The organism is Bacillus sp. FSL R7-0166 (genome assembly GCF_038008935.1).
Lineage (GTDB): Bacteria > Bacillota > Bacilli > Bacillales > Bacillaceae > Bacillus > Bacillus altitudinis.
On the sequence record NZ_JBBPAC010000001.1, the window covers coordinates 1,714,096 to 1,735,696 of the forward strand.

General features: G+C 40.1%; 23 protein-coding genes. 16 read left to right on the forward strand and 7 right to left on the reverse strand.

Features of this window, described 5'->3' with window-relative positions; all coding sequences use genetic code 11:
- Nucleotides 1–3 precede the first annotated feature (3 nt).
- From NST01_RS08725 to NST01_RS08750, 6 genes are all read left to right on the forward strand, one after another.
- Nucleotides 4–585 (forward strand): TetR/AcrR family transcriptional regulator, encoded by a 582-nt coding sequence (locus NST01_RS08725; RefSeq protein WP_017359589.1) that lies wholly within the window; start codon nucleotides 4–6, stop codon nucleotides 583–585.
- A 21-nt stretch (nucleotides 586–606) separates the two neighbouring features.
- Nucleotides 607–3,750 carry a bifunctional cytochrome P450/NADPH--P450 reductase gene (locus tag NST01_RS08730; protein WP_341041778.1) on the forward strand — a complete coding sequence of 1,048 codons (3,144 nt, stop codon included), beginning with the start codon at nucleotides 607–609 and terminating at the stop codon, nucleotides 3,748–3,750.
- Between the two features lie 244 nt (nucleotides 3,751–3,994).
- A complete protein-coding gene (locus NST01_RS08735; protein WP_025207394.1) occupies nucleotides 3,995–4,903 on the forward strand; it encodes a trypsin-like serine peptidase in 909 nt (302 codons plus the stop codon).
- A 145-nt stretch (nucleotides 4,904–5,048) separates the two neighbouring features.
- Complete coding sequence (locus NST01_RS08740; RefSeq protein WP_341041779.1) at nucleotides 5,049–7,043, forward strand: glycosyltransferase family 39 protein; 1,995 nt, start codon at nucleotides 5,049–5,051, stop codon at nucleotides 7,041–7,043.
- 227 nt (nucleotides 7,044–7,270) lie between these two features.
- The gene (locus NST01_RS08745) at nucleotides 7,271–7,651 is read left to right on the forward strand and encodes a NucA/NucB deoxyribonuclease domain-containing protein (RefSeq protein WP_224559893.1); all 381 of its coding nucleotides are present in this window, start codon (nucleotides 7,271–7,273) and stop codon (nucleotides 7,649–7,651) included.
- Between the two features lie 142 nt (nucleotides 7,652–7,793).
- Nucleotides 7,794–8,642: an STAS domain-containing protein gene (locus tag NST01_RS08750; protein ID WP_017359585.1), complete on the forward strand. Its 849-nt coding sequence runs from the start codon at nucleotides 7,794–7,796 to the stop codon at nucleotides 8,640–8,642.
- A gap of 32 nt (nucleotides 8,643–8,674) precedes the next feature.
- Here NST01_RS08750 and NST01_RS08755 read toward each other — a convergent pair whose 3' ends face one another.
- On the reverse strand, nucleotides 8,675–9,217 hold the full coding sequence (locus NST01_RS08755) for an IseA DL-endopeptidase inhibitor family protein (RefSeq protein WP_017359584.1): 543 nt from the start codon (nucleotides 9,215–9,217) through the stop codon (nucleotides 8,675–8,677).
- A 296-nt stretch (nucleotides 9,218–9,513) separates the two neighbouring features.
- Here NST01_RS08755 and NST01_RS08760 point away from each other — a divergent pair, with 296 nt between their 5' ends.
- Nucleotides 9,514–9,957 (forward strand): hypothetical protein, encoded by a 444-nt coding sequence (locus NST01_RS08760; RefSeq protein WP_008343821.1) that lies wholly within the window; start codon nucleotides 9,514–9,516, stop codon nucleotides 9,955–9,957.
- 47 nt (nucleotides 9,958–10,004) lie between these two features.
- On the opposite strand, the gene lexA is transcribed toward NST01_RS08760, so the two are convergent.
- Nucleotides 10,005–10,625, reverse strand: a complete 621-nt coding sequence (lexA, locus tag NST01_RS08765) for a transcriptional repressor LexA (protein WP_007499350.1) — start codon at nucleotides 10,623–10,625, stop codon at nucleotides 10,005–10,007.
- A gap of 159 nt (nucleotides 10,626–10,784) precedes the next feature.
- Here lexA and yneA point away from each other — a divergent pair, with 159 nt between their 5' ends.
- From yneA to NST01_RS08795, 6 genes are all read left to right on the forward strand, one after another.
- The gene (yneA, locus tag NST01_RS08770) at nucleotides 10,785–11,096 is read left to right on the forward strand and encodes a cell division suppressor protein YneA (RefSeq protein WP_007499348.1); all 312 of its coding nucleotides are present in this window, start codon (nucleotides 10,785–10,787) and stop codon (nucleotides 11,094–11,096) included.
- Nucleotides 11,097–11,113: 17 nt separating this feature from the next.
- Complete coding sequence (locus NST01_RS08775) at nucleotides 11,114–11,761, forward strand: YneB family resolvase-like protein (RefSeq protein ID WP_025207396.1); 648 nt, start codon at nucleotides 11,114–11,116, stop codon at nucleotides 11,759–11,761.
- Between the two features lie 69 nt (nucleotides 11,762–11,830).
- Nucleotides 11,831–12,061: a DUF896 domain-containing protein gene (locus NST01_RS08780; protein WP_008343816.1), complete on the forward strand. Its 231-nt coding sequence runs from the start codon at nucleotides 11,831–11,833 to the stop codon at nucleotides 12,059–12,061.
- Nucleotides 12,062–12,249: 188 nt separating this feature from the next.
- Entirely contained in the window at nucleotides 12,250–14,253 is a 2,004-nt protein-coding gene (gene tkt / locus NST01_RS08785) for a transketolase (protein ID WP_025207397.1), read from the forward strand.
- Between the two features lie 198 nt (nucleotides 14,254–14,451).
- On the forward strand, nucleotides 14,452–14,898 hold the full coding sequence (sirA, locus tag NST01_RS08790; RefSeq protein ID WP_007499339.1) for a sporulation inhibitor of replication protein SirA: 447 nt from the start codon (nucleotides 14,452–14,454) through the stop codon (nucleotides 14,896–14,898).
- Nucleotides 14,899–14,982: 84 nt separating this feature from the next.
- Entirely contained in the window at nucleotides 14,983–15,201 is a 219-nt protein-coding gene (locus NST01_RS08795; RefSeq protein WP_003212379.1) for a YneF family protein, read from the forward strand.
- A gap of 268 nt (nucleotides 15,202–15,469) precedes the next feature.
- Here the strand turns inward: NST01_RS08795 and NST01_RS08800 are convergent, their stop codons facing one another.
- Nucleotides 15,470–15,643, reverse strand: coding sequence for an aspartyl-phosphate phosphatase Spo0E family protein (locus NST01_RS08800; protein ID WP_369810454.1), 174 nt, complete (start codon nucleotides 15,641–15,643; stop codon nucleotides 15,470–15,472).
- A 208-nt stretch (nucleotides 15,644–15,851) separates the two neighbouring features.
- On the opposite strand from NST01_RS08800, the gene NST01_RS08805 reads away from it, so the two are divergent.
- A complete protein-coding gene (locus NST01_RS08805; protein ID WP_008343813.1) occupies nucleotides 15,852–16,559 on the forward strand; it encodes a cytochrome c biogenesis CcdA family protein in 708 nt (235 codons plus the stop codon).
- A gap of 94 nt (nucleotides 16,560–16,653) precedes the next feature.
- On the forward strand, nucleotides 16,654–17,136 hold the full coding sequence (locus NST01_RS08810) for a CcdC family protein (RefSeq protein ID WP_056703240.1): 483 nt from the start codon (nucleotides 16,654–16,656) through the stop codon (nucleotides 17,134–17,136).
- 21 nt (nucleotides 17,137–17,157) lie between these two features.
- On the opposite strand, the gene NST01_RS08815 is transcribed toward NST01_RS08810, so the two are convergent.
- The 4 genes from NST01_RS08815 to sspO form a co-directional block, all read right to left on the reverse strand.
- Nucleotides 17,158–17,586, reverse strand: a complete 429-nt coding sequence (locus NST01_RS08815; protein WP_007499335.1) for a DUF2621 domain-containing protein — start codon at nucleotides 17,584–17,586, stop codon at nucleotides 17,158–17,160.
- A 258-nt stretch (nucleotides 17,587–17,844) separates the two neighbouring features.
- On the reverse strand, nucleotides 17,845–18,234 hold the full coding sequence (locus tag NST01_RS08820; protein ID WP_008343811.1) for an Hsp20/alpha crystallin family protein: 390 nt from the start codon (nucleotides 18,232–18,234) through the stop codon (nucleotides 17,845–17,847).
- A 102-nt stretch (nucleotides 18,235–18,336) separates the two neighbouring features.
- Nucleotides 18,337–18,483 (reverse strand): small acid-soluble spore protein P, encoded by a 147-nt coding sequence (locus NST01_RS08825; protein WP_003211331.1) that lies wholly within the window; start codon nucleotides 18,481–18,483, stop codon nucleotides 18,337–18,339.
- A gap of 17 nt (nucleotides 18,484–18,500) precedes the next feature.
- Entirely contained in the window at nucleotides 18,501–18,647 is a 147-nt protein-coding gene (gene sspO, locus NST01_RS08830) for a small acid-soluble spore protein O (protein ID WP_008343809.1), read from the reverse strand.
- A gap of 220 nt (nucleotides 18,648–18,867) precedes the next feature.
- On the opposite strand from sspO, the gene acnA reads away from it, so the two are divergent.
- A complete protein-coding gene (gene acnA / locus NST01_RS08835; RefSeq protein WP_008343808.1) occupies nucleotides 18,868–21,597 on the forward strand; it encodes an aconitate hydratase AcnA in 2,730 nt (909 codons plus the stop codon).
- Nucleotides 21,598–21,601: the final 4 nt, after the last annotated feature.

The following is a 21,601-nucleotide window of genomic DNA, read 5'->3' on the forward strand; positions in this document are numbered from 1 at the left end:
GAAATGCCCGCAGCAACTACTGATAAACAGGAGCAGATTATGAAGGCTTCTCTGGACTTATTTATTGAACGGGGTTTTGACGGTACAACGATGCCGATGATTTCGAAAAGAGCCAATGTTGGAGCAGGAACCATTTATCGTTATTTTGATAGTAAAGAGGCTCTTGTGAACATTTTATACCAGCGAAGCCTGACTGCATTTATCGACAAGGTGAATACAAACAGTCCAGACCCTAAAGCAAGCATTAGGGCTTATTTCAAACATGTCTTTTATTGCTTAGTGCTCTTTACAAAAGAGAATCCAAGTGGTCTGTACTTCTTAGAAATTGACAAACGCTCACACTATTTAGATGAGAAAAGTAAAGAGAAGATGCAGCAGCTATTAAATGAGCTATTTCATATTTTTGAAGAAGGCAAAAAGGATGGAATTCATCCAAATCTTTCAGGGAGAACGATTTTATCCATTGTATTTGGAGCGTTCGTTCAGCTTCATAAACAGATTCTAGCAGAGGAAATTGAACCAACGATTGAATTTTTAGAAGATATTGAGCAATGCTTATGGCGTGCCATTAGCGTTGCATCATAAAGAAATAAAGGGAGTGGGCACATGCAACAAACATCAATCATTCCAAAACCAAAAACATACGGACCTTTAAAAAATATTCCTCATATCAAAAAAGGAGAGCTTTCTCAAACCTTTTGGCGGCTGGCAGATGAATTAGGGCCGATCTTTCAGTTTGAATTTTCAAAAGCAACAAGTATTTTTGTTTCCAGCCATGAACTTGCTAAAGAAGTATTTGATGAGAGGCGTTTTGATAAATTCATTGGAAGCAGTCTCAATAAAGTGAGAACATTTTCAGGGGATGGGTTATTCACAAGTTGGACAGAAGAGCCGAATTGGAGAAAGGCTCATCACATCTTGATGCCGGCGTTTAGCCAGCAGGCCATGAAGGGCTATCATGAGATGATGCTCGATATTGCCACACAGCTTGTACAAAAATGGCAAAGAACGGGCCGTGATGAAGAAATTGAAGTAGCAGAAGATATGACAAAGCTCACTTTAGATACGATCGGGCTATGCGGTTTTGATTTTCGATTTAACAGCTTTTACAAAGAAAATCAGCATCCATTTATTGAAAGCATGCTGAATGGTTTAAATGAAGCGATGGATCAAGCAAGTAGATTGCCGGTCGCAGATAAATTAATGATCAAAAGAAGAAAAGAATTTGAACAAAATGTTGATTTTATGAAGCAATTAGTAGATGACATTATTCAAGAACGGAAAAAACAAGATAAAACGGGCAATGATTTACTGTCTCTCATGCTACATGCAAAGGATCCTGAAACAGGTGAACGCCTGTCAGATGAAAATATCCGTTATCAAATCATTACCTTCTTAATAGCAGGTCATGAAACAACAAGTGGATTGTTGTCATTTGCGATTTATTTTTTACTAAAGAATCCAGACAAATTAAAAAAAGCCGTACAAGAAGCAGACGACGTGCTACAAGGCGAACTGCCGACATTTAAGCAGGTTCAAAAACTAAGTTATACGCGTATGGTCTTAAATGAAGCACTTCGCCTCTGGCCGACGGCGCCTACGTTCTCTCTTTATGCGAAAGAGGATACAGTCATTGGAGGGAAATATCCGATCAAAAAAAACCAAAGTGTCAATGTGCTGCTTCCTAAATTACATCGGGATCAAGCGGTTTGGGGGGAGGATGCAGAAGAATTCAAGCCTGAACGTTTTATGCATCCTGAAAAGATTCCACAGCATGCCTATAAACCGTTCGGAAATGGCCAGCGTGCATGTATTGGGATGCAATTTGCCCTTCATGAAGCCACGATGGTTCTGGCGATGGTTCTGCACAACCTTGAACTGATTGACCATACGTCGTATGAACTGGATTTAAAAGAATCCCTGACGATTAAGCCGAATGATTTTAAAATCAAAGTGCGGCCAAGAAAGCAGCAATTCTTTATGGCGCCTCCGAAAGAAGAACCAACAAAAAGCACGGCCTCTGCTGAAGCAAAAATAGCGAGTCATGGAACACCGCTATTGGTCTTGTACGGATCAAATCTGGGCACAGCAAAGCAGATGGCAAACGAATTTGCTGAAGACGGAAAAGCAAAAGGGTTTGACGTGACAACGGCACCCCTTGATGATTATACTCGAAAGTTACCAGAGTCAGGCGCAGTTTTAATTGTAACGGCTTCATACAACGGTCATCCGCCTGACCATGCGAAACAGTTTGTGGATTGGGTGACGCAGGATGAGGAGCAAGATCTATCAAACGTGACATTTGCAGTCTTTGGGTGCGGGGATCGAAATTGGGCGAGCACGTATCAGCGTATTCCTCGTCTGATTGATGAAGCACTTGAAAGAAAAGGGGCGAAGCGTGTAACGGATATTGGTGAAGGCGATGCGGGCGGTGATATGGATGAAGATAAAGAAACATTCCAGAAGACAGTCTTCGATGAGCTTGCAAAAGAATTCAATTTAACCTTGCAGGAGAAACGCCAAGAAAAGCCAAACCTATCCATTGCATATACGAATGAACTAGTGGAACGTCCTGTAGCTAAAACATACGGTGCCTTTTCAGCTGTTGTATTGAAAAATCAAGAATTACAATCTGAAAAAAGTACCCGCCAAACAAGGCATATCGAACTTCAATTACCTGAAGGCAAGCACTATAAAGAAGGAGATCATATCGGAATCGTGCCAAAAAATAGTGCAACACTCGTTCAGCGAGTGACCGATCGTTTTAAGCTGGATCCCAAGCAGCACATGATACTCTCTTCGGAAAAAGAAGCAAGTCATTTACCATTAAATCAGCCAATTCAAGTCGGAGAATTGCTGGCGTCACATGTAGAGCTACAAGAGCCTGTGACACGTACTCAGCTAAGAGATCTTGCAAAATATACGGTATGCCCACCTCATCGTATTGAACTTGAACAAATGGCGGGAGAAATTTATCAAGAAGCTATATTAAAGAAGCGTGTGACCATGCTTGATTTACTAGAACAATACGAAGCATGTGAACTGCCATTTGCTCATTTTTTAGCCCTTTTACCAGGATTGAAGCCTCGTTATTACTCGATCTCCAGTTCGCCAAAGGTGGATGAAAAGAGGCTTAGTATCACAGTAGCTGTTGTGAAAGGAAAATCATGGAGCGGACGCGGTGAATACGCAGGTGTCGCTTCAAACTATTTATGCGGACTGCAAGAAGGAGATGAAGTGGCCTGCTTCCTTCATGAAGCTCAAGCAGGATTCGGATTGCCGCCTTCTCCTGAAATACCAATGATCATGATTGGACCAGGAACAGGTATCGCCCCGTTTAGAGGGTTCATTCAGGCAAGGGAAACATGGCAAAATGAAGGGAAGCCGTTAGGTGAAGCCGATCTTTATTTTGGCTGCCGCCACCCGCATGAAGATGATCTGTATTATGACGAAATGCAGCTTGCAGAACAAAAAGGAGTCGTCACCATCCACCGTGCTTACTCTCGCTACGAGGAGCAAAAAGTGTATGTCCAGCACTTCATTAAAAATGATGGAGCCAAGCTCATTGAATTGCTCGACAAAGGCGCCTACCTGTATATTTGCGGGGATGGAAAGGTCATGGCACCAGATGTCGAGGCAACACTTATTGAACTGTATCAGACTGAGAAACAGTGTGCGAAAGAAACAGCTGAACAATGGCTGACATCTCTAGCCAATGACAACAGATATGTAAAAGATGTATGGAGCTGATCACGCTGAAAAGAAGACAAAGGGCTAAAATAAATCACATTTTAGCCCTTTGTCAACAATCTTAAAACCGCCACTTTGGCGGTTTTTCTTTTTTTATAGAGAGATCGCTAGAATAAATATTTGGAAGATACGAAACACCTAATTTACAAATGAAATATTTTGTAAAAAATAAGAATATTCTCTCATTTACTCCAATATGAAACAATCGTATCATTTTTGATATAGGACATAAAGGAGGAATATGATGAAAAAGGTGAAAAAATTAATCCCTTCTCTACTCGTTTTTGGTGCTTTAAGTGTGCCTAGTTTTGCCCATGCAGCATCTGATTCAGTACTTACGTCTGATTATGACATGGTGACTTCTGACGGAAAGGTGATTTCTTCAGCTGACTTCCACAACGATTTGAAAACCCCCTCATCCTTTGACAAAGTGGATGATCTCTCTTCTACTATTGGCGAAAAAGTAAAACCACTCACAAAATATTTAAAAGACTTTCAAACAAAAGTAGTCATTGGAGACGATGGTAGAACAAAAGTGACGAATACAAGAGTAGCACCCTATAATTCTATTGCTTATATTACATTTGGTGGATCTAGCTGCACAGGAACACTCATTGCTCCAAACAAAATATTGACAAACGGACACTGCGTCTACAATACAGCCACAAGAAGCTATAGTGCAAAAGGGTCTGTCTACCCAGGCATGAATGACAGCACGGCCGTGAACGGCTCAGCAAACATGACCGAATTCTATGTACCAAGTGGATATATCAACACGGGGGCGAGTCAATATGATTTTGCCGTCATTAAAACAGATACGAACATTGGAAATACGGTCGGCTATCGCTCTATTCGTCAAGTGACAAATCTAACAGGTACAACGATTAAAATTTCTGGATATCCAGGTGATAAAATGAGATCGACTGGCAAAGTGTCACAATGGGAAATGTCAGGTCCAGTCACGAGAGAAGATACGAATCTCGCATACTATACGATCGATACATTTAGCGGAAACTCTGGCTCTGCGATGCTAGATCAGAACCAACAAATCGTCGGGGTCCATAATGCGGGTTATTCAAACGGAACGATCAACGGCGGACCAAAAGCGACTGCTGCCTTTGTTGAATTTATCAACTATGCGAAGGCGCAATAAAAATAGAACAATCAGCTTGTTTCCTTTACAGGGGACAGGCTTTTTTTATCGTCAAATGCAGAAAAGTTTCTTTTTTTGTTCATCACTATTTCATATTTAAAAGCTATGCTGAATGAAATAAATGATAAAGAAAGAAGAGATATGAGTGAAAAATAAAAAAATAGATATGATATTGTTGTTGATTTTATTGATTGCAGCTTTTCTCTACACTTATCAAATTTGGCAGAATGACAGTGCCAATCAATATTATTTAGCTGCAGTCAAAAGTATGTCCAAAAGCTTCCATCACTTTTTTTATGCCTCATTTGATGCAGCTGGATTCGTATCAATTGATAAACCACCCGTCGTTTTATGGATTCAAACCATCAGTGCACTTATTTTTGGTTTTCATACATGGAGTGTGATATTGCCGCAGGCACTTGCTGGAGTGGGATCTGTTCTTCTTCTTTATCTCATGATAAAACCGGCTTTCGGTCAAGGTGCTGCAAGGGTGTCAGCGGCCGTTATGGCTCTCACGCCAATTGCCGCAGCTGTGAGCAGAACAAACAATATAGACAGTATGCTCGTCTTCACATTACTTGCGGGTACGTATTTCTTAATGCGTGCTGTAAAAAGCGGAAAGATGCGCTGGCTTCTTATGGCCTTCGCTTTGGTAGCGGTAGGATTTAATATGAAGATGCTGCAAGCGTTTATGGTCGTTCCAGCATTTATTTTCTACTATTTTATTGCTGCTCGCGTACCGTTAAAAAAGAAAATTTTCTCGCTCTTATGCTCGATCGTCGTATTAGCCTGCTTATCTCTATCGTGGGCAGTTACTGTAGATATGACAGCTGAAAGTGAGCGCCCTTATGTGGGAAGCAGTCAAACAAATTCAGTGTTAGAACTTGCCTTTGGGTATAACGGCACGGAACGGCTGCTTGGTCAGACGACAGGGAAATCCTTTGGTGACATGAACCAGCAAGCAGGTATGGTGATGCCAGACAATTCTGGATTAGGCGATTCGTCAGAGGATCAGTCAAACAGAAATCAGCCGCCGCCACCCCAAAATCAAATGACGCCACCTCAACATGGTCCAGATGGTGGTTCTCCGCCTGGAAGTGCTGTAGGTCAACAAAGTATGAATATGTATGGCACGGGGAATCCCGGTATATTTCGTTTATTTCAATCTGCATTGTCAGGTCAAATCAGCTGGATGCTGCCGTTTGCTTTGTTTGGGCTTTTAGGGATGATCATCAGTTGGTGGAAGGAGAGAAAAGCTCAATTAAATGAATGGAAACAAACGATGTTTTGGACAGCATGGCTGATTCCTGCTGCCGGATTCTTTAGTATTGCGAGTTTCTTTCACCATTACTATCTCATTATGCTTGCCCCGCCTATTGCAGCACTATGCGGCATAGGAGCTAAGAAGCTGGGAGAGTTATTTAAGGCTAACAAAGGAGTATCTGCGTATTTGCTTCCAGCAGCAATCGCTGTTACAGCCATCTTCCAAGGGTATATTTTGAGTAACTATACGACTCAAATCAGTAGTATTTGGATGTATGCCATTGCGATTGCGGGAACAAGTATTGCTATCCTATTGCTGATGTATAGAGAAAAACAATTGATCATGAAACGACTGCTCATCACTGCTTTGACAACGCTGTTACTGTTTCCAGGTTTTTGGTCCGCCACCCCAATCATATATGGTGGAAATGCTGTTCTTCCAGAGGCAGGTGTACAGCTGGCTAGTTCACGAGGAGGGAACATGTTTACATCTAGTGTCGATCAAGGCTTACTCACTTATTTAAAGGCGCATCAAACAGGAGAAACGTATTTATTTGCAACGCTTACGACTGTTACCGCAGCGCCATATATCATTGATGAAGATGAGAATGTCATGGCCTTAGGCGGTTTTAATGGGACAGATCCTATTTTGAATGTCAACAAATTAAAAGCACTTATTCAACAAGGAAAGGTGAAATACTTTTTATTACCAGACAATCAGTCATCAGCTAACAGCAAATTGGTGAGCTGGATTAAATCACATGGTACAGTCATCTCATCTAAAGAATATAAACGATCCTCATCAGCTGAAGAGGGGATGCCGTCCAAGATGTCTTCACAAAACGAAACATTATATAGAGTAGATGAAATATCTTAAGTAGAACAAGGCGAATGATGAAGAAATCATTCGCTTTTTCTTATGAATCTTTTGCTAGGCAGATTCAGCTCATGTTTTTCACATGTCATCACGCAGCCACTCATACATTAAAAATGACTCATTTCCTTCAAGTCAACATCATTTCATCAAAAGTATGAGGAGGTCACGAGCTTTTGAAGATGAGAAAAGGCTGGATCGCTGCTGTCGTTCTTTGTTTTGTCATTTGGATGGGTGCGTTATTAGGTGGTTTTGGAGAGGATCGTTCCGCAAAAGGGGCAGATCGTTATGATCATGTGATTCAATTTCCTAAGGAACGGTATCCTGAAACAGGCAGTCATATTCAAGAAGCTATTCGAAAAGGGCACTCAGATGTGTGTACCATTGACCGAAATGGGGCAGATGCCCGCAGACAAGAATCATTAAAAGGAATTCCCACAAAACCTGGTTTTGACCGGGATGAATGGCCGATGGCAGTGTGTCTTGAAGGAGGAAAGGGGGCGAGCGTTCAATATGTCAGTCCATCAGATAATAGAGGCGCTGGTTCATGGGTCGGGCATCAAATCAGCGGGTATCCTGACGGGAAACGAATTTTATTTATTGTCAAATAAACATAGACAAGAGGCTCCTTGAGGGGGCTTTTTTTGTTCAACAGGAGCGTATTCGAGCTAGCAGGTACAAAAGATTCAGTGGTACAATCAATCCATCAGGTACAAAGACTGACAAGTAGAAAATGTGAAGGGACATATGCTTATGGAAAAGAACCGTGCATTATACGATTTTTTCATGCAACATGCAGAGAAACTGACTGAAACATGGTATGAATCAATTGAGGATGATGATCCAGAATCCATTTATCGTTCAACAGATTCCAGCATCATAGCAGAGCTAAAACGGCAAAATCAAGATTATTATCAGCATTTTATCCGCGCACTTATTGAAGACAAGACGTATTTACATACGAAATTTAAAAAATGGTCTGAAGACTTAGCAAGTGATCCGAAGCACTTGAACACACCATTAGATTACGTCGTGAGAGAATATATGTCCAATCAAAGAGTGGTTCTTCATTACTTAAAAGAGTTTATAAAACAGCATCAAGGTGATATTGACATTGACCGAATATTTTATTGGTATGATTTGATATCTGAGGCATTTAACATTTCAATTCATGTCTTTATTCAGCAATATGTGAAAAATACCACCAAAAAACTCGTTGCACAAAGAGACATGATTTATGAGCTGAGTTCCCCAGTCATTGTGTTAAAAAGTCATGTTGCCTTATTGCCTTTAGTTGGAGATATTGACACTGCGCGAGCAAAGATTATCTTAGAAAATACATTAAAACAGTGTTCGCAAAAAGGTGTTCAACATTTATGTATTGATTTATCAGGTGTCGTCATCATTGATACGATGGTAGCACATCAAATCTTTGATCTTGTCACGTCACTTCGGTTAATTGGGGTTGATACGACCATTTCAGGCATTAGACCAGAAATTGCTCAAACGGCTGTACAGCTTGGACTTCCTTTTAATGAATTTCAAACGGCTTCATCACTTGCTCACGCTTTAGATCGTATGACTGAATTTTCATCCATATAAAAACCAGGCCTAGTGAACGGCCTGGTTTTTATTTAGATCACAGCGTCAATTTTTGTTACTTTCCACTCGTTTTGTACTTTCTCGAAAGTGACAGTACGTTTTACTTTGCGTCCATCAAGTGTTGGAACTGTGAATTCGTATGTGCGGATTGTACTTTTCTTAGAGACGAGTTTAGGTGTTGCCTTATCCCAATTAAGCATATTGTCTCCGTCACCAACTGGCACAGCCATTTTTCCTTTATGAACGATGAACTGATAGTCTTTTAAACCGTGAGTAATGGCATCTTTTGTGAAAACTTGAGATAGATAGCTGTTTAGTTTTTTCTTTGTGTCAAATGTTTTAGACAGGTAGTTGTAAGTCATATCTTTATAAGTAAATGATTTTAATTTGTAATCTGAATGCTCTTTAATGTTGTAGCCTGACATCGCACTCCAAAAGTGTTCTCTTGCATCAAGGGCAATATGTAACGCTTCTTTATTTGTCAAAGCGGCTGATTTTTTGGAAGCGGCCAGTGTTGTTGTTTGTAATGAGATCATAAGCATAATAGCGGTTAATAAAACAAATAATTTTTTCAAGGCGATTGCCTCCTTTTCTCAATGAAAACTTCTTATGTTACAAATGTTACAATAGTTACAGAGATATTACAAGTATTAAATCTAAATGTTTTTTATTTCTTTTCTTTCTATCTATATAACGTTTGAGGGAGACAAAAAGTTTTCATTTTTTTATTTTTTTCTTCCTCATTAGTATTTAACCGTTCTAAAGGAGAATAAAACGTCTTTTGGAAAGATTTCTATTTGTCTCCTCAACACTCTTTTTTTATGTATGACATATACTGTCGTGATGAATGTCTAAGAAAGTGGTGTTTAGTATGTATAATCCATATGAAGGTACGTGGAATGGATACTTGTACGATCGGCAGGTACAAAGCATGCCAGCGTTTCCTATTTCTCAAGTTGGAGGATTTCCCGGCTTGCCATTCGGAGGGACTGGGCAAGGGCAAGGTGCAGGAGGACAGTCGGTCCCGCCAGCCCCGCCGCAGCATATCATCTCGCAATATCAACAAGCAGTTTCTCAGCCTCAAAGTATGCAGCCGCTCATTGCAGGGCAGAGTGTAGGCGGAAGCCAGCAAACGGTTCAATTTGCAGCTGGATGTAATAGAAGGTGGACCATTGTGTTCCTTAGAAACGGTCAAGTATTTCTCATGTATGTTCTTTCCTCGCAGCCTTTTGGCCGTACAACGGGTTTCATATGGCCGAACTTTACATTTGGCTCGTTCCCAAGCTCTAGTATTCTTGCATATTCTTGTTCATAAAAGAAAAAGCCGGCTCTCATCAAACGTTGATGAAATACCGGCTTTTTTTAATGAATATTTCTAAATACGCCAATCACTTTACCTAGTATACTCACATTCTGTAAAATAATCGGTTCCATTGATGGATTCTCGGGCTGTAATCTAAAGTGTGTATCTTCCTTATAAAAACGTTTCACTGTTGCTTCATCTTCTTCTGTCATAGCCACCACAATATCTCCATTGTTGGCAGTGCTTTGTTGACGCACAATGACGTAGTCTTTGTCCAAAATACCTGCATCGATCATACTTTCTCCCATAATTTCAAGCATAAATACTTGTTCATCTGGCGCTGCAAAAGTTTCTGGAAGTGGGAAATATTCTTCTACATTCTCAACAGCCGTGATAGGCAAGCCTGCTGTGACTTTTCCGATGACTGGAACATTCATTACAGCGCTCTTTGGAATATTCATTTCCTCTTCATCTAGTACTTCGATCGCTCTAGGTTTCGTTGGGTCTCTTCTAATTAAACCTTTCGTTTCTAGTCTAGCTAAATGTCCATGGACAGTTGAACTTGATGCTAGACCGACAGCTTCGCCAATTTCACGAACGGATGGGGGATAACCCTTGCTTTTTACTTCTTCTTTTATGAATTTCAGGATATCGAGTTGTCTTTTTGATAGCTTCGTCATCTTTTGCACCTCAAAACGTCAATTTTAAAGAAATTATAGCATGTTTTTCCTAACAGTACAAACATAGGTTCGAAAAAAACGTTTGACAGAAACGTTTGTTCGTATTTATAATGAGTGTCATAAAGAACGAACACACATTCTATTAGGAGAGATGACATTATGAGGTTAAAGGAATCTATTATTTTTATTGGGCTATTCTCATTCATCGTTGGCATATTTCTCTCACTTATTGCAGTCACTAGCCATAATGATCCAAATCAATATGTTAAAATAGAGGTTCAATCAGGTGATACTCTTTGGGGATTAGCTGATCAAGTAAACGACAGTAAATCGATCGATAAAAATGCTTTTATTGACTGGGTAACTGAACACAATGATCTCGCTTCAACTGACATCCAGCCGGGAGATATCCTTGTGATTCCAGTTAAAAAAGAGCATCCAGTCGTATATCAACTTGCAACAGTACAGTAGAAAGGTCGATTGAAGACATGAATGCAATCATTTATGCGAGAGTAAGTACTGCCAAAGAAGAGCAAGAAACCTCGCTTAAAAGACAAGAAGAAGAACTGCTTGCTTTAGCTGCAGCGCACAAGATGAATGTAGTCAAAGTGATTAAAGAAAAAGCGAGTGGATACGATCTTGATCGTGACGGTGTTTTTGACATGCTGGCTACGCTGAAAGAGGAAGAAATCGATGCTGTTCTCATTCAAGATGAGACACGCCTTGGAAGAGGGCAGGCGAAAATCGCTCTTCTTCATTGTCTGTTTAAAGAGAAAGTCAAGGTGTACAGCGTATTTCATAGAGGAGAGCTTGAGCTTTCAGAAGCAGACGAAATGGTCATTGAAATTGTAGGCGTTGTAGAAGAGTATCAGCGGAAAATTCATAATTTGAAAATTAAGCGTGGGATGAAAAAAGCTGTTGAGCGAGGGTATCAACCCGAACTGAATTTAAAACACCAAGAACAGGCGCCTGGCCGCGAACGTATTGAAGTACCGATTTCTGAAATTGTTCGATTAAGAAAAAATAACATGACATTCGCTGAAATTGCAGTGACATTGCAGGCACTTGGTTTTGACATTTCAAAAGCAACCGTCCATAGAAGGTACCAAGAATATGAAAAAGGGCTTGCGACTTAAAGCGTGATTTGTTGTAAAAATGACTGATATTTAGTAGTATGTAGAGAAAATGTTTTAAAGGAGTTTGTCATGATTTCTAAAGAACAGCTTGCAAGAATCAATGAGCTTTCAAAAAAGTCGAAAGAGGCCGGTTTGTCGGACGCTGAGAAAACAGAACAAAAGCAATTAAGAGAGGAATATTTAAAGGCTTTTCGTTCTTCTATGAAAAATACACTTAAAACCGTGAAAATCGTCGATCCAGAAGGAAACGATGTCACACCAGAAAAATTAAAAAGAGAAAGAGACCAGAATCTTCATTAAAGGTCATCATTTCTTGATTTTTGAAAAGATGGGAGGAATATTCTCATCTTTTTTCATATTTGTATAAGTTTTTAGGTGATCGATAAACTAAATGTGACAAAATCCTTCTTTTTCGGCGTGAAATAGTTGTGAAAAAAGGACAGTAGATTTATGATAATGGTGTACACAAGATACGGAAGGGGATTTATATGGAAACGATTGAATTGAAATCTATTGCAACAATACGTACTCTCTCCATAGACGCAATTGAAAAAGCGAATTCCGGTCACCCTGGAATGCCGATGGGCGCTGCACCAATGGCATACGCTTTATGGACGAATCACTTAAACGTAAGTCCGCAAAATCCAAATTGGTTTAACAGAGACCGTTTTGTGTTATCTGCGGGACATGGCTCTATGCTTTTATATAGCATGCTTCATTTAAGCGGATACAATCTGAGCATCGAAGATTTAAAACAATTCCGCCAATGGGGAAGCAAAACACCTGGACATCCTGAGTTTGGACATACTGAGGGCGTAGATGCGACAACAGGTCCTTTAGGACAAGGGATTGCGATGGCTGTAGGAATGGCACTTGCAGAAAGACATCTTGCAGAAACGTATAACAAAGACAACTTTAATGTTGTGGATCACTATACATACAGCATTTGCGGAGATGGAGACTTAATGGAGGGCATTTCCTCTGAAGCTGCTTCACTTGCTGGTCATTTAGGCTTAGGCCGTTTAATTGTTCTTTATGATTCAAACGACATTTCTTTAGATGGCGACCTCGATCGTTCTTTCTCTGAAAATGTGAAGAATCGTTTTGAAGCGATGAATTGGGAAGTTCTTTATGTAAAAGACGGCAATAACATTGACGAAGTGACGGCTGCCATTGAAAAAGCCAAACAAAGTACAGACAAACCTACACTTATTGAAGTGAAGACGACAATCGGTTTCGGATCTCCAAACCGTGCGGGAACGTCTGGGGTGCACGGTGCACCGCTTGGCAGTGAGGAAGCGAAGCTAACGAAGGAAGCTTATTCTTGGACGTTTGAAGAAGATTTCCATGTACCTTCTGAAGTGTACGATCATTTCAAAACAGCTGTTAAAGACGCTGGACAGAAAAAAGAAGCAGCGTGGAATGAACTGTTTGAGCAATATGAAAAAGAATATCCAGAACTAGCAGCTCAGCTGAAGCTTGCGATTGAAGGGAAACTTCCTGAGAATTGGGATCAAGAGGTTCCTGTTTATGAAGCAGGTTCAAGCCTTGCCTCTCGTGCTTCTTCTGGAGAAGTATTAAATGGCATTGCAAAACAAGTACCATTCTTTATTGGCGGGTCTGCTGACCTTGCTGGATCAAATAAAACAACCATTAAAGATACAACTGACTTTGGCAGAGAGAATTACGCTGGCAGAAACATTTGGTTTGGTGTGAGAGAATTCGCAATGGGTGCAGCATTAAACGGTATGGCACTTCACGGCGGACTTCGTGTATTCGGCGGAACATTCTTTGTTTTCTCAGACTACTTAAGACCTGCCATTCGTCTTGCTGCATTGATGGGACTTCCTGTCACTTATGTATTTACGCATGACAGTATTGCGGTTGGGGAAGATGGACCAACGCATGAGCCAGTTGAACAGCTCGCTTCATTACGTGCGATGCCTAACCTTTCTGTTATTCGTCCAGCTGATGGAAACGAAACAGCTGCAGCATGGAAAATTGCTGTATCTTCAACGAATAAACCGACAGCGCTTGTTCTTACTCGTCAAAACCTTCCAACGATTGATCAATCACCAGAGAAGGCGTATGAAGGCGTAGAAAAAGGTGGATATGTCGTCGTTGAAGCAGCTGATGCACAGCCAGAAGCTCTTCTACTTGCTTCAGGATCTGAAGTAGGTTTAGCCATTGAAGCGCAAAAAGCACTTGAAAAAGAAGGCATTCGCGTTTCTGTCGTGAGCTTACCTGCATGGGATCGCTTTGATGAGCAGTCAGACGAATACAAAGAGTCCGTTCTTCCTAAAGCAGTGAGAGCACGTGTTGCAATCGAAATGGGTGCTTCACTTGGCTGGGAACGTTACACTGGCCTTGATGGCGATGTGATTGCGATTGATAAATTTGGCGCTTCTGCACCAGGCGAAACCATTATTGAAAAATACGGTTTCACTGTCAGCAACGTGGTGAGCCGCGTAAAAGCAAAGCTGAATAAATAATCAGTCTCCAAGCATCATGCTTTTTTGCAGTCGGTTTGCAGAGCTTTTCACTATGCTCTGCAAACTTTTTTCTTTTTTCTTGTTTTTTTGACAAAACTAGTTTCTTCTTGCTTCATATATAGACAATTCTTTCTTTCACATTTTTGTATAATACAAGCAATAAGCGAGATTGACGAAATGTGAAAGGAAGGGATAGACATGGAACGCCATTATTATATTTATTGGATTGAGGATGAGTTTGCTCATCATTATTTTGGTAGAGAATCTATTTTGTTTCATTTGTTTGAATCGTTACACTGGACGAACCGCAGTGATGACGAATTAGTCATGCTTGTTAAGCAAGTGGATTATGTAACGAAACGAATCCCTGCTTTTCATATGCACCAGCGTTTAATGAACAATTTAACCAACATTCACTATACACAAATAGGCTCAATATACAGTGCATCGCTGCCAGATGGAAAAGGCACAGCCGCATTCATTATAAAAGACCGTTACATTCAAATGTCTGCCACAGGCAGTTATGAGGCAGAAGCGGTGTTTTTTGAAGTACTCAGAAAAATTAGTCCTTGTTTCCTGGCTATGGACTTTGGATCAAAGAAGCACGGGTGGCTCAATCCGGTAAAAGTGAGGAATTTTGTTTAAAAAAATAAAATTGAACGTGAAATGTTGTATAATAGCCTTTTGTTTAGTACACTTTATACGAGACAACATGAAGGAGGAAGAATTATGGATTTATGGGTTGTCATCCTTGTAGGCGTTGTTGCACTGCTTGCAGGAGTTGCACTCGGATTCTTTATTGCTCGTAAGTATATGATGAGCTACTTGAAAAAGAATCCACCAATTAATGAACAAATGCTTCGAATGATGATGATGCAAATGGGCATGAAACCGTCCCAAAAGAAAATCAATCAAATGATGAAAGCCATGAACAACCAAGCGAAATAATACGTACGTTATTATGATCATAGATGGAACATGGTCCCTAAAGATTGGACAAGCGATGCCCTTTCTTTATTGAAGTCACCTTCATCAGACGCATAAAACCACTGTACTTGCATGAATAAAGCAGGGAAAGTGGTTTTTATTTTGCCGTGAACCGTCCGTTAAAGACAAAACAAAAAACCCCTGTGAGCAGAGGTTTTCGTTTCTTTTATTGTCACACATATCAACTTTTCTAAAATCGTGCGGCATTTGTTTCTATCTTGAGATATCATTAGTTGGCTGAGTTTGAGTGTAAGTGTCGTTGATATTGTAAGAGGAGATGATCTAGCTGCTGGCTATGTTCGATGGTCACTGTTGATGTCATCCCATTATGCAAGACAACTTTCATCAGCTCTTCTCTTTTTTCTTCAATTTGAGTTAATAATGATGTTTTTACCAAAGTCATGTTCCTTTCATGCAAATCTTGATAAAAAGAATCGATTCTATTATATCCATTTTAAGGTTTATTTTCAAATTTAAAGGGTTTGGTATCTTGATGTCAAATTAAATTATATAAGGTTTTAAGAGATTAGACCATCTTTATTGAGGCGATGTAAAAAAAATGAAATGAATTTGTCATCTCTTATTGTATATTGTAAGAAGGGGGTGTTCTTTTGTCAGATTTGAATTACTTTTTAGCGTTTGGAGCAGGGTTTCTATCTTTTATCTCACCGTGCTGTCTGCCACTTTATCCAGCCTTTTTATCCTATATTACGGGCGTTAGTATAGATGAAGTGAAATCTGAGAAGGTGATGCTGAGAAGAAGAAGTCTTCTTCATACATTATTCTTTTTAATTGGGTTCTCTCTCATTTTTATTGCCATTGGATTTGGGACATCGTTTGTTGGGAAGTTTTTCATTGAATATCAAGATGCGATTCGTCAAATTGGTGCCATTCTCATTATTTTCTTTGGCTTTATGATTCTTGGTGTATTTCAGCCTTCTTTTTTAATGGGAGAAAAGAGGTTGCAGTTTAAAAATCGTCCAGCCGGTTTTTTTGGATCGATTCTCATCGGAATGGGTTTTGCTGCTGGTTGGACACCATGTACCGGCCCGATTTTATCAGCTGTCATCACACTTGCCAGCAACAAGCCAGAGTCCGCTGTGACCTACATGATTGCGTATGTATTAGGTTTTGCTATCCCATTTTTTGTTCTTTCCTTTTTCATCACAAAAATGGCTTGGATCAGAAAGCGTCAGCAGCTCATTATGAAAACTGGCGGGATTATTATGATCGTGGTAGGAATCTTGCTGTTCTTTGATCTTCTGACGTGGATCATTATTATGTTCTCATCATTATTTGGAGGATTTACTGGTTTTTGAAATCGTTTTCTACAGTCGCGGCGAATGGTTTTTTTTCGTCAATTGGAGTATATTATACATAGGCTGACCTTAAAGAATAAAGGAATGATTTGATATGATGATCATAATTTCTTCTATAGTGGCGGTATGTATGGCGGTAGCCGTCATGTTTATTCGCATTAAATCATCTGCAAAACCTGCAACCGCGAAAAAAATTATTTTACCTCCTATCTTTATGAGCACTGGTGCACTGATGTTTTTTGTGCCAATGTTTCAAGTAACTGGAGCTGAGTTTTTAGAGGCGATTACTGTAGGGATGTTTTTCTCTATCTTTTTAATTAAAACATCGAAATTTGAAATTAGAGGCAATGAAATCTATTTGAAGCGTTCAAAAGCATTTGTGTTTATTCTCATTGGACTTCTTGTCCTTCGTATCGGTATGAAGACGATTTTAAGCTCTTCCATTGATTATGGTGCGCTCAGCGGGATGTTTTGGATTCTAGCCTTTGGCATGATTGTCCCTTGGCGGATTGCGATGTATTTGTCGTTTAGAAAGATGTCTAAACAATTAGATCTGCAGCAGGCCCAAATAAATTAAACCTCCTTTTTAAAAAGGAGGTTATTTTAATAAAGATTCATATGGCGAATGGTCGATCTTTTTTTCTTGAAGGCGCTTTAGTAGAAATTTATGATCCCGCTTCGGTGTAGCGATAATATAGCCGCGAATGATTAAGTCTAAATTAATGCTGGCCGCTTGTTCTTTAAGTGCCAGCTCGCCAATTTTACCGGCGATTTTTTCTTTGGCGACGTCTCTAAACAGCTCTGGAACCGGTAATACTAGCTCATTTAATAGCTGTTTGTCTTCATCGCGCCATAGGTGCAGGCTCTTTTGAATATATTCATCCTGCCAATCAAGCTCTGATTTCCCGTCTTCTTTCGGCAATCGTTTTAAAAACTTGCGAAACATAAAAAAGCCACCGATTGCTAGTAATCCAATCATCACTGTACCCCAAAATAAAATGAACCACAAAAACCAGCCGCTTAACATGTTCTCACTCCCTATATCCCTTCTCTCTATTCTATTTTACATGAAGGGAAGGTAGAAGAAAATAACAAAAATGTATGTGTTTTTTTCTATAAACGCCTTTTTTGATCAAGAGGCGCCCATTTACTAGAATGACCCAAACCATTTAGTAGAAAAGGAATACATTATTGTATAGCGACTCTACTATTTGGCCATGGTGGTTCGCAAAAGGTATTGACTTGAAACGAACGGAAGAGAGCCCGCCTGTATACAGGCGGGCTCTTAATGTTTGAAGTGTGGCATTTGAAAGGAAAATGCTCCGTCTTGACGATGGGTTTCTTTTTTGATTTTTATTGATATGATTCTGTTTTCGTAATCTGTATCAATGTCTTTGTCATTCAAATAAAAAGGGAGCATGACACTTTTTTCAATCGGCTGTTCTCTTTCATCAATCAAATAAGCGAGGATGAGCTCACATCCGGAAAAGGTCAGTTTTAAATCAGTGATCGATAGGGTGGAGAGGTCGATCTCAATAATATAATCACGGCTCGTTTCGTAAAGATCTATTGGGAGCTGTTCGTCATACCATGCAAAAGGATCATCCATTAATACACTCAGCCAATCATCTATTTCAAGAAAATCAGAGGAATTCACTTGCTTTTCATTCTCCATAAACACTCCTCCATCACATCTCATAATAAATCATATGATGAAAGCTGAAATGTGTGAAAGACCTAAAACATCCCGTTTGGTCACGGGCTTAAGAGAAAATGTTTACATATCATGATGTGAATTGTGCTTTTGTCTTGTATGGTTGCGGTTTTTCACTTTTTTACTGCCTGATAGTGGCTCAGGCTGCCCGCCTTGATGCTCTTTAGGAGAGTTTTGACGTATGTCTTTCCCGGTGTTTTTGTTCGTCATCATTACTCACTCCTTTCTTATTGGTTTTTTTTACGCTTTTTATTATTTTGCTTTTGTTCTTCTGTTAAAACGAGCTGATCATTTTCTATATAGCCTGCACCATTTCCTTGGCTTTTGGCTGCGTTCATGCCTTCAATTACATGATTTGCTTTTCTTTTTGTCATGTTCTATCACCTCAGCATTAGTATGAACCCGTGCTGCTCAGTTTATGAAGAGTAATCATTTCCTCATGATAAGCTAAACTTATTGAATTTAATAAAAGCATTGTTATTTACTTATGTATGAATTTGTTTTAAGATGAAATTGTGAGAAAATTGTGGTGAAATACGACGATTTTTCTGAGAATTGAAATTGATCTTGATCATCAAAAGGGGGATTTTGGACATGTCGAAACAGCAGCAAGTCGCTAAACAAGACGCTTTTCAATCTAGAAAAACGTTTTCGACAAATGGGAAAACGTATCACTATTATTCGTTAGAAGCACTCGAGAAACAAGGAATCGGAAATGTTTCTAAATTGCCTTATTCCATTAAGGTACTGTTAGAATCAGTGCTTCGCCAAGTAGACGGTAGAGTGATCAAAAAGGAACACGTTGAGAACTTGGCAAAATGGGGAACTGCCGAGGTAAAAGAAATTGATGTTCCATTTAAACCTTCTCGTGTTATTTTACAAGACTTCACGGGTGTGCCAGCTGTCGTTGACCTTGCTTCTTTAAGAAAAGCAATGGCAGATGTGGGCGGAGACCCAGATAAAATCAACCCTGAAATTCCAGTTGACCTGGTCATTGACCACTCTGTACAAGTCGATAAAGCTGGAACTGAAGATGCATTAAACATTAACATGGATTTAGAGTTCGAACGTAACGCAGAGCGTTATAACTTCCTTAGCTGGGCAAAGAAAGCGTTTAACAATTATCAAGCTGTTCCGCCTGCAACAGGGATTGTTCACCAAGTGAACTTAGAGTATCTTGCAAGTGTTGTTCATGCAATCGAAGAAGATGGCGAGATCATCACTTACCCAGATACATTAGTTGGTACTGACTCACATACAACAATGATTAACGGTATCGGTGTACTTGGATGGGGCGTTGGCGGTATCGAAGCAGAAGCTGGTATGCTTGGTCAGCCTTCATACTTCCCAGTACCAGAAGTTATTGGTGCTAAATTAGTTGGAGAGCTTCCAAACGGAACAACTGCAACTGACCTTGCCTTAAAAGTGACACAAGTTCTTCGTGAAAAAGGCGTAGTGAACAAGTTCGTCGAGTTCTTCGGACCTGGTGTTGCACAATTGCCGTTAGCAGATCGTGCAACAATTGCGAACATGGCGCCAGAATACGGTGCTACTTGCGGATTCTTCCCAGTAGATGAAGAAGCGCTAGCTTACCTTCGCCTTACTGGACGTGATGAAGAGCAAATTAATATCGTTGAAGAATATTCTCGCGCAAATGGCTTATTCTATACGCCAGATGCAGAAGAGCCAATTTTTACAGATGTTGTGGAAATTGATCTTTCTCAAATTGAATCAAACTTATCTGGTCCTAAACGTCCACAAGATTTGATTCCACTTTCTCAAATGAAAGAGACGTTCCATAAACACATCGAAAGCCCAGCTGGTAACCAAGGTTTTGGCTTAGAAAAATCAGAGCTAGACAAACAAATCGAATTTGATCTAGCAAATGGTGAAAAGGCTGTGATGAAGACAGGTGCGATTGCGATTGCAGCGATTACGAGCTGTACGAATACATCGAACCCATACGTCTTAATCGGAGCAGGTCTTGTTGCGAAAAAAGCAAGTGAGCTCGGTATGAAGGTGCCAAATTACGTGAAAACGTCACTAGCACCGGGTTCTAAAGTTGTAACAGGGTACCTCGTGAACTCAGGACTTCTTCCATACTTAAGAGACCTTGGGTTTAACATCGTTGGGTATGGCTGTACAACATGTATCGGAAACTCAGGACCGCTTGAAAAAGAAATTGAAGATGCTGTCTCTGAAAATGATCTGCTGATCACTTCTGTTTTATCAGGTAACCGTAACTTTGAAGGGCGTATCCACCCGCTTGTAAAAGGAAACTACCTTGCATCTCCACCATTAGTAGTGGCCTATGCACTTGCTGGTACGGTGAATATTGATTTAACAAAAGATCCGATCGGTGTCGATAAAAATGGCGAGAACGTTTATTTCAATGACATTTGGCCATCAATGGATGAAATCAACAGCGTCGTGAAAAGCACTGTCACACCTGAGCTATTCCGCTCAGAGTATGAAACTGTTTTTGACAACAATGACCGCTGGAATGAAATTAAAACGACGGATGATGCATTGTATAAATGGGATGAAAATTCCACATACATTGATAACCCGCCATTTTTTGAAAACTTATCAGTTGAACCTGGTAAAGTTGAACCACTTAAAGGATTGCGCGTAGTGGCTAAGTTCGGTGACTCTGTCACAACAGACCATATTTCTCCTGCTGGAGCAATTGGTAAAGACACGCCTGCAGGTAAATACTTGCAAGAAAGAGGCGTTTCGCCAAGAGACTTTAACTCATATGGATCACGTCGTGGTAACCACCATGTAATGATGAGAGGTACTTTTGCAAATATCCGCATTAAGAACCAAATCGCACCAGGAACAGAAGGCGGGTATACAACGTACTGGCCAACTGGTGAAGTGACATCCATTTATGATGCATGCATGCGTTATAAAGAAGATGGAACTGGTCTTGCGATCTTAGCAGGCAAAGACTACGGAATGGGTTCTTCACGTGACTGGGCTGCAAAAGGAACAAATCTTCTTGGAATTAAATTCGTTCTTGCGGAAAGCTTTGAGCGTATCCACAGAAGTAACCTTGTCTTCATGGGTGTACTTCCTTTACAGTTTAAAGATGGAGAAAGTGCAGAAACTTATGGACTAACAGGAACAGAAACATTCGAAGTAGATGTTGATGAAACAGTTCGTCCGCGTGACCTTGTCACTGTAAAAGCAATTGATACAGATGGCAACGAGAAAACATTTGAAGTAATTGTTCGCTTTGACAGTGAAGTCGAAATTGACTACTACCGTCATGGTGGTATCCTTCAAATGGTATTGCGTGAAAAATTGGCAAGCAACTAATAAA

Coding starts and splice junctions, on each gene's coding strand:
- NST01_RS08795 (WP_003212379.1), top strand. CDS start 14,983: ATGGATTTATGGGTTGTCATCCTTGTAGGCGTTGTTGCACTGCTTGCA.
- NST01_RS08750 (WP_017359585.1), top strand. CDS start 7,794: ATGGAAAAGAACCGTGCATTATACGATTTTTTCATGCAACATGCAGAG.
- NST01_RS08780 (WP_008343816.1), top strand. CDS start 11,831: ATGATTTCTAAAGAACAGCTTGCAAGAATCAATGAGCTTTCAAAAAAG.
- NST01_RS08735 (WP_025207394.1), top strand. CDS start 3,995: ATGAAAAAGGTGAAAAAATTAATCCCTTCTCTACTCGTTTTTGGTGCT.
- NST01_RS08775 (WP_025207396.1), top strand. CDS start 11,114: ATGAATGCAATCATTTATGCGAGAGTAAGTACTGCCAAAGAAGAGCAA.
- NST01_RS08725 (WP_017359589.1), top strand. CDS start 4: ATGCCCGCAGCAACTACTGATAAACAGGAGCAGATTATGAAGGCTTCT.
- sspO (WP_008343809.1), bottom strand. CDS start 18,647: ATGACAAAAAGAAAAGCAAATCATGTAATTGAAGGCATGAACGCAGCC.
- NST01_RS08800 (WP_369810454.1), bottom strand. CDS start 15,643: ATGACTTTGGTAAAAACATCATTATTAACTCAAATTGAAGAAAAAAGA.
- acnA (WP_008343808.1), top strand. CDS start 18,868: ATGTCGAAACAGCAGCAAGTCGCTAAACAAGACGCTTTTCAATCTAGA.
- NST01_RS08745 (WP_224559893.1), top strand. CDS start 7,271: ATGGGTGCGTTATTAGGTGGTTTTGGAGAGGATCGTTCCGCAAAAGGG.
- yneA (WP_007499348.1), top strand. CDS start 10,785: ATGAGGTTAAAGGAATCTATTATTTTTATTGGGCTATTCTCATTCATC.
- NST01_RS08730 (WP_341041778.1), top strand. CDS start 607: ATGCAACAAACATCAATCATTCCAAAACCAAAAACATACGGACCTTTA.
- lexA (WP_007499350.1), bottom strand. CDS start 10,625: ATGACGAAGCTATCAAAAAGACAACTCGATATCCTGAAATTCATAAAA.
- NST01_RS08820 (WP_008343811.1), bottom strand. CDS start 18,234: ATGGAGAATGAAAAGCAAGTGAATTCCTCTGATTTTCTTGAAATAGAT.
- NST01_RS08760 (WP_008343821.1), top strand. CDS start 9,514: ATGTATAATCCATATGAAGGTACGTGGAATGGATACTTGTACGATCGG.
- tkt (WP_025207397.1), top strand. CDS start 12,250: ATGGAAACGATTGAATTGAAATCTATTGCAACAATACGTACTCTCTCC.
- NST01_RS08815 (WP_007499335.1), bottom strand. CDS start 17,586: ATGTTAAGCGGCTGGTTTTTGTGGTTCATTTTATTTTGGGGTACAGTG.
- sirA (WP_007499339.1), top strand. CDS start 14,452: ATGGAACGCCATTATTATATTTATTGGATTGAGGATGAGTTTGCTCAT.
- NST01_RS08825 (WP_003211331.1), bottom strand. CDS start 18,483: ATGACGAACAAAAACACCGGGAAAGACATACGTCAAAACTCTCCTAAA.
- NST01_RS08810 (WP_056703240.1), top strand. CDS start 16,654: ATGATGATCATAATTTCTTCTATAGTGGCGGTATGTATGGCGGTAGCC.